The sequence below is a fragment of the Phyllobacterium sp. P5_D12 genome, assembly GCF_054049495.1.
This window is the reverse complement of sequence record NZ_JBFUMG010000361.1, coordinates 1-4,688: the sequence shown is the minus strand read 5'-3', so window position 1 is coordinate 4,688 and position 4,688 is coordinate 1. Positions and strand designations below refer to the sequence as shown.

The 4,688-nt window shown below is 55.4% G+C and carries 6 protein-coding genes; all 6 read right to left on the bottom strand.

Features of this window, described 5'->3' with window-relative positions:
* On the bottom strand, positions 1 to 274 hold a 274-nt coding region (locus ACXJ5O_RS19400), incomplete at its 3' end, for an adenosylhomocysteinase (protein ID WP_457301324.1).
* 154 nt (positions 275 to 428) lie between these two features.
* Complete coding sequence (locus ACXJ5O_RS19395; protein WP_112524861.1) at positions 429 to 743, bottom strand: HPr family phosphocarrier protein; 315 nt, start codon at positions 741 to 743, stop codon at positions 429 to 431.
* 24 nt (positions 744 to 767) lie between these two features.
* A complete protein-coding gene (locus tag ACXJ5O_RS19390; RefSeq protein ID WP_112524863.1) occupies positions 768 to 1,169 on the bottom strand; it encodes a PTS sugar transporter subunit IIA in 402 nt (133 codons plus the stop codon).
* A 184-nt stretch (positions 1,170 to 1,353) separates the two neighbouring features.
* Entirely contained in the window at positions 1,354 to 1,812 is a 459-nt protein-coding gene (locus ACXJ5O_RS19385; RefSeq protein WP_457301323.1) for an AAA family ATPase, read from the bottom strand.
* Positions 1,812 to 3,599 (bottom strand): stimulus-sensing domain-containing protein, encoded by a 1,788-nt coding sequence (locus ACXJ5O_RS19380; RefSeq protein ID WP_457301325.1) that lies wholly within the window; start codon positions 3,597 to 3,599, stop codon positions 1,812 to 1,814. The genes ACXJ5O_RS19385 and ACXJ5O_RS19380 overlap by 1 nt, the downstream gene beginning before the upstream one ends.
* Before the next feature lie 143 nt (positions 3,600 to 3,742).
* Positions 3,743 to 4,462: a response regulator transcription factor gene (locus ACXJ5O_RS19375; RefSeq protein WP_162701788.1), complete on the bottom strand. Its 720-nt coding sequence runs from the start codon at positions 4,460 to 4,462 to the stop codon at positions 3,743 to 3,745.
* Positions 4,463 to 4,688: the final 226 nt, after the last annotated feature.

Genomic DNA, 4,688 nt, shown 5'->3' with positions numbered 1-4,688 from the left:
TCGCTGCGGCGGCGTGATCCTGTGTGGAGAAGATATTGCACGAAGCCCAGCGAACTTTCGCGCCGAGCGCCTGCAACGTCTCGATTAAGACCGCTGTCTGGATCGTCATGTGGAGCGACCCGGTGATGCGCGCGCCCTTGAGCGGCTGTGTCTTGCCGAATTCTTCGCGGCTGGCCATCAGGCCCGGCATTTCTGTTTCGGCGATATCCATTTCCTTGCGGCCCCATGCGGCCAGCTCAAGGTCCTTGACGATGTAATCCTGCGTGTCGGCCATCTCGTGTCAGCTCCGTCTTCGTTTTCATTTGGCCGCGCACTATCTGATCGGGCGACCGGAGATGACGTTGACTAGCAGATTAGACCTCGCCGCACAATGGGATATAAAGAAATCCTTATGCGTGCATATGATTCGATAATGGGAGGTGCATCAATCAGGCTTCTTCGCCGAACTTGTCGGCAATGAGCGTGCCCAGCGCCTTCATCAGTTCACGCGCCTGTACACCGGAGGCGCTGACCTTGATGCAGCAGCCAGGAGACGCGGCAAGCATCATCAGACCCATGATCGAAGTGCCGCCAACGGTCATTCCATCCTTTTCGACGCGGACATGCACGTCGTAGCCATCGACGAGCTGGACGAACTTGGCAGATGCACGTGCATGGAGACCACGCCGGTTGACGATCTCGAATTCCTCGACAAGTGCGTTATCCGGGTCAAACGTACCGGTTGTTTCGGCAGTCAGGCGCATCTATTTCCTCTTTGAGCATAAGCCCTATTTGGCTGTCAGCACCTGACTGGCCACATTGATATACTTCCGTCCTGCATCCTGACCTTCGCGCAATGCTGCTGCCATGTCATTGGTAACCCGCACACTGGAAAGCTTGATCAGCATCGGCAAATTAACCCCGGCAATGACTTCGATCCGCCCCGATTCCATCACCGAGATGGCCAGATTGGAAGGAGTACCACCAAACATATCTGTCAGGATAATAACGCCCGAACCATTGTCGGCACGGGCAACAGCATCGACGATGTCACGCCGCCGCTGCTCCATATCGTCATCCGCACCGATCGAGACGGTTTCCAAATATTCCTGCTGACCGACCACATGCTCCACGGCATGATGAAATTCTTCAGCCAGTCTTCCGTGCGTCACAAGCACGAGTCCGATCATTCTGAAACTGCTCCTGTCGCGCCAGCCCCTTGGGTTTGGGCTTTTTACTGCGCATTGAATGCCCCGTTTGGCAGGTGTCGCATTTTGGCAGGACGAATCGTGAAGGCAAGCGGAAAAATGGCCTGAGCAAGACGGTCAGTCATTTTATCGCAGTGCAACATTGCAACCATTTGAATCGATTATCCTATTTTTTCCAAAACGCCCGGAAAAGCCTCGCCTCCACGGCCCGGCAAGCTGCTTCCACCTCCCGTTCAGGTAAAATTAGATGTGGCATCGCGACGCCTTCGAGCACTATTCTAGCGTCACCAGCAAATCGAATGGCTTGTCCGGGCTTGGTCAGTTCAACGGCAAGATGGATCACCCCGCAAGTCTGAAAATCAACCGTATGCAAGCCCGAGCCGCGCACCTCCATGCCGCCCTGCAGTGAGGCAGGGGCAGCGCAGATCAAGCGACCGGATATGGCTTGCAAAAGACACTGATCATCGCAAATCAGGGCGGCAAATGCGCCTCTGCCAGCCGCTCGACGCATCAGTTCATTGGCAATCGATGATTTACCCGATCCGGAGGGGCCCGAAATCAGGATGCCGCGATCGCCGACGAGGACCGCGGTCGCGTGGACATGCCCGTCCGGCTCGACAACCATCAGACCTCGACTGGAATAATGGCGATGAACTTCGCACCGAGATAATTGTCAGGGTCTTTGGGGTCGATAATGTTCTCGGCGTTCAATGTGCCGCCGTGAGCCTCGATTATCTGACGGCTGATAGACAGTCCCAGGCCCGAGTTCTGACCGAAGGCCTCTCCGGATGGCCGATCCGTATAAAACCGTTCGAAAATCCGGTCGATCTGTTCTACCCGGATACCTGGACCATTGTCCTCGACGGTAATTCTGATGCGGTCGCCCATATGCTCCAGCGTCACCGTGATAACGCCGTCCTCGACGGGAACGAAAGACCGCGCGTTTTCGATCAGATTGGAGACGACTTGGCCGAGCCGCAGATCATGGCCGGCGACAAAGAAACCCTTCCTGTTGTTCGGCAACTTGCCCACGACCAATTCGATGCGAGTGTCTTTCTTGTTCCGCCTGACCTCGCGCGCGGCGGTGACGAGGTTGCCCAACAGATATTTGAGATCGACGTGCTCGGAATCTTCACGTGCGAGTTCAGCGTCCAGTCGCGAGGCGTCAGAGATATCGGTGATCAGGCGATCGAGGCGGCGCACATCATGCTGGATCACGTCCATGAGCCGTTTCTTCGACTCTTCGTTTCTGGCAAGCGGCAACGTCTCTACGGCGCTTCGCAACGAAGTCAGTGGATTTTTGAGTTCGTGACTCACGTCGGCGGCAAAACTCTCAATCGACTCGATGCGGGCATAGAGAGCGTTAGTCATGTCACGGATAGATGTCGAAAGATGGCCGATTTCATCTTGCCGCTCGGAAAAATCCGGTATCTCCTCGCGATTCTTCACCCCGTGCCGGACACGATCGGCAGCGGCAGCAAGACGCCGAAGCGGATTGGCAATCGTTGAGGCGAGAAAGAGCGATAGAATAGCCATTACCAGCGCAGCAACCGTAAAGACACGGATGATCGCATAGCGCTCACCCTGAACGATCTTGTCGATATCGCCGCCTTCGGTCGAAAGAAGGAGCACCCCGAGCACGGCGCGAAACCGCTGGATCGGCACTGCGACCGAGACGATCTGCTCTCCCTTTTCGGTCATGCGGACGACGGTTGCAGGAGAACCGGTCAGCGCCTTCATGATTTCGGGATAAGAGGATCCATTGCCACCAGGCTGTTCCTGATAAACCGGCAGGTCGCTACGGCGCAAAAGCCGTGTCATGCGGTTGGTCAGGCGTTCGAAAAAGCTCGGCTCCTCGCCATCGATCGGCGGAAGCTCGTACCGTAGAACCTGGCCGCGCGAATAGAGATGGCGCGAATCCAGCAGCAGATTGGAATCCCGGTCATAGATGCGAGCACGCGTCCGCGTCGGTGAGATCAGCCTGCGCAGAACCGGCGCCACGCGCTCCGGATTGATGGGGAAATCGAGATTGTCCAGAACGTCGGGCGACGGCGTAATACTCTGACCAGCCTGCAGTTCCAGCAGCTTCTCAGGATCGATGGCAATGGAGTTCGTATCGACCGTCGCCGATGACGCTATGGCACCCGCGATGATCTCGCCCTGCGTCATCAGGCTCTCAACGCGAGCATCGATCAATCCGTCGCGGAACTGATTGAGGTACATGATGCCGGAGAGAAGCACGGCAAGGCCGGCCAGATTAAGAAAAAGAATGCGCCGGGTCAGGCTCGAAAACAGATAGTTGCCAAAGACGCGGTTCAGCGGACGAAAAAAACGGCGCAAAGCCAGCGAACGCTTGCGGCGCATAACGGCGCTTTTGCGCGTGATATTGCCGCCTTGCAGTTCGGCTACCATCTTTGCCTCAGACATCATGATTCGGTTGGCTCATCGCATTCATGCAGCGACGAGACAACCTTGTTTTACAGCGGATCACGTAGCTTTGAAAGCGCAGGTACGTTTTCGCACTGAAGTCCCCTTGAGAGGAACCAGTCTGACGATCAGGTTTCGCGGAAGCGATAGCCAACGCCGTACAGGGTTTCGATCATGTCGAAATCATCGTCGACGACCTTGAACTTCTTGCGCAGGCGCTTGATGTGACTGTCGATGGTGCGATCGTCTACATAAACCTGCTCATCGTAGGCTGCATCCATCAGCGCATCACGGCTTTTGACAACACCCGGGCGCTGGGCCAGCGAGTGCAAGATCAGAAATTCGGTCACGGTCAACGTAACCGGTTCACCCATCCACGTGCAGGTGTGACGCTCCTGGTCCATGACAAGCTGGCCGCGCTCAAGCGATTTTGTCTGGGGGCTGCCGGGCTTTGCTGCGCTTTCCCTCGCCGCGACACGGCGCAGGACCGCCTTTACCCGCTCGACGAGGAGGCGTTGCGAAAACGGCTTGGTGATGAAATCATCGGCACCCATCTTGAGCCCGAACAGTTCGTCAATCTCATCGTCTTTGGAGGTCAGGAAAATGACCGGCAAATCGGACTTTTGACGCAGACGACGCAGAAGTTCCATCCCATCCATGCGCGGCATCTTGATGTCGAAAATGGCGAGATTCGGCGGACGGGCCATCAAGCCATCGAGTGCAGAGGCACCGTCTGTATAGGTTTCGACACGATAGCCCTCCGATTCAAGCGCGATCGATACGGATGTCAGAATGTTGCGATCGTCGTCGACGAGCGCAATAGTCTGCATTGCGGGTACTTCCCTCATGCCCTGCCTTTCATGTCATCAAAACAACTGTGCTTGTGCCGGACAAATTAGGTACAAAATGTGGCACAGATCGCGAGTCGTGTCATCCCTGCCGGTTTCACCTGCTTTTACGCTTACGGAAGGATGACCAAAATTTCCGTTATCTAAAACGATTTAAAAAAATTTAAATTCTTTAAATCGATTAAACGTTTGATACTATTCAGTATTTCTGCTTTTGAACATGGGC

Excerpts from the sequence above, each read along its gene's own strand:
- ACXJ5O_RS19395 (WP_112524861.1), bottom strand. The coding sequence starts at position 743 with ATGCGCCTGACTGCCGAAACAACCGGTACGTTTGACCCGGATAACGCA.
- ACXJ5O_RS19390 (WP_112524863.1), bottom strand. The coding sequence starts at position 1,169 with ATGATCGGACTCGTGCTTGTGACGCACGGAAGACTGGCTGAAGAATTT.
- ACXJ5O_RS19385 (WP_457301323.1), bottom strand. The coding sequence starts at position 1,812 with ATGGTTGTCGAGCCGGACGGGCATGTCCACGCGACCGCGGTCCTCGTC.
- ACXJ5O_RS19375 (WP_162701788.1), bottom strand. The coding sequence starts at position 4,462 with ATGAGGGAAGTACCCGCAATGCAGACTATTGCGCTCGTCGACGACGAT.
- ACXJ5O_RS19380 (WP_457301325.1), bottom strand. The coding sequence starts at position 3,599 with ATGGTAGCCGAACTGCAAGGCGGCAATATCACGCGCAAAAGCGCCGTT.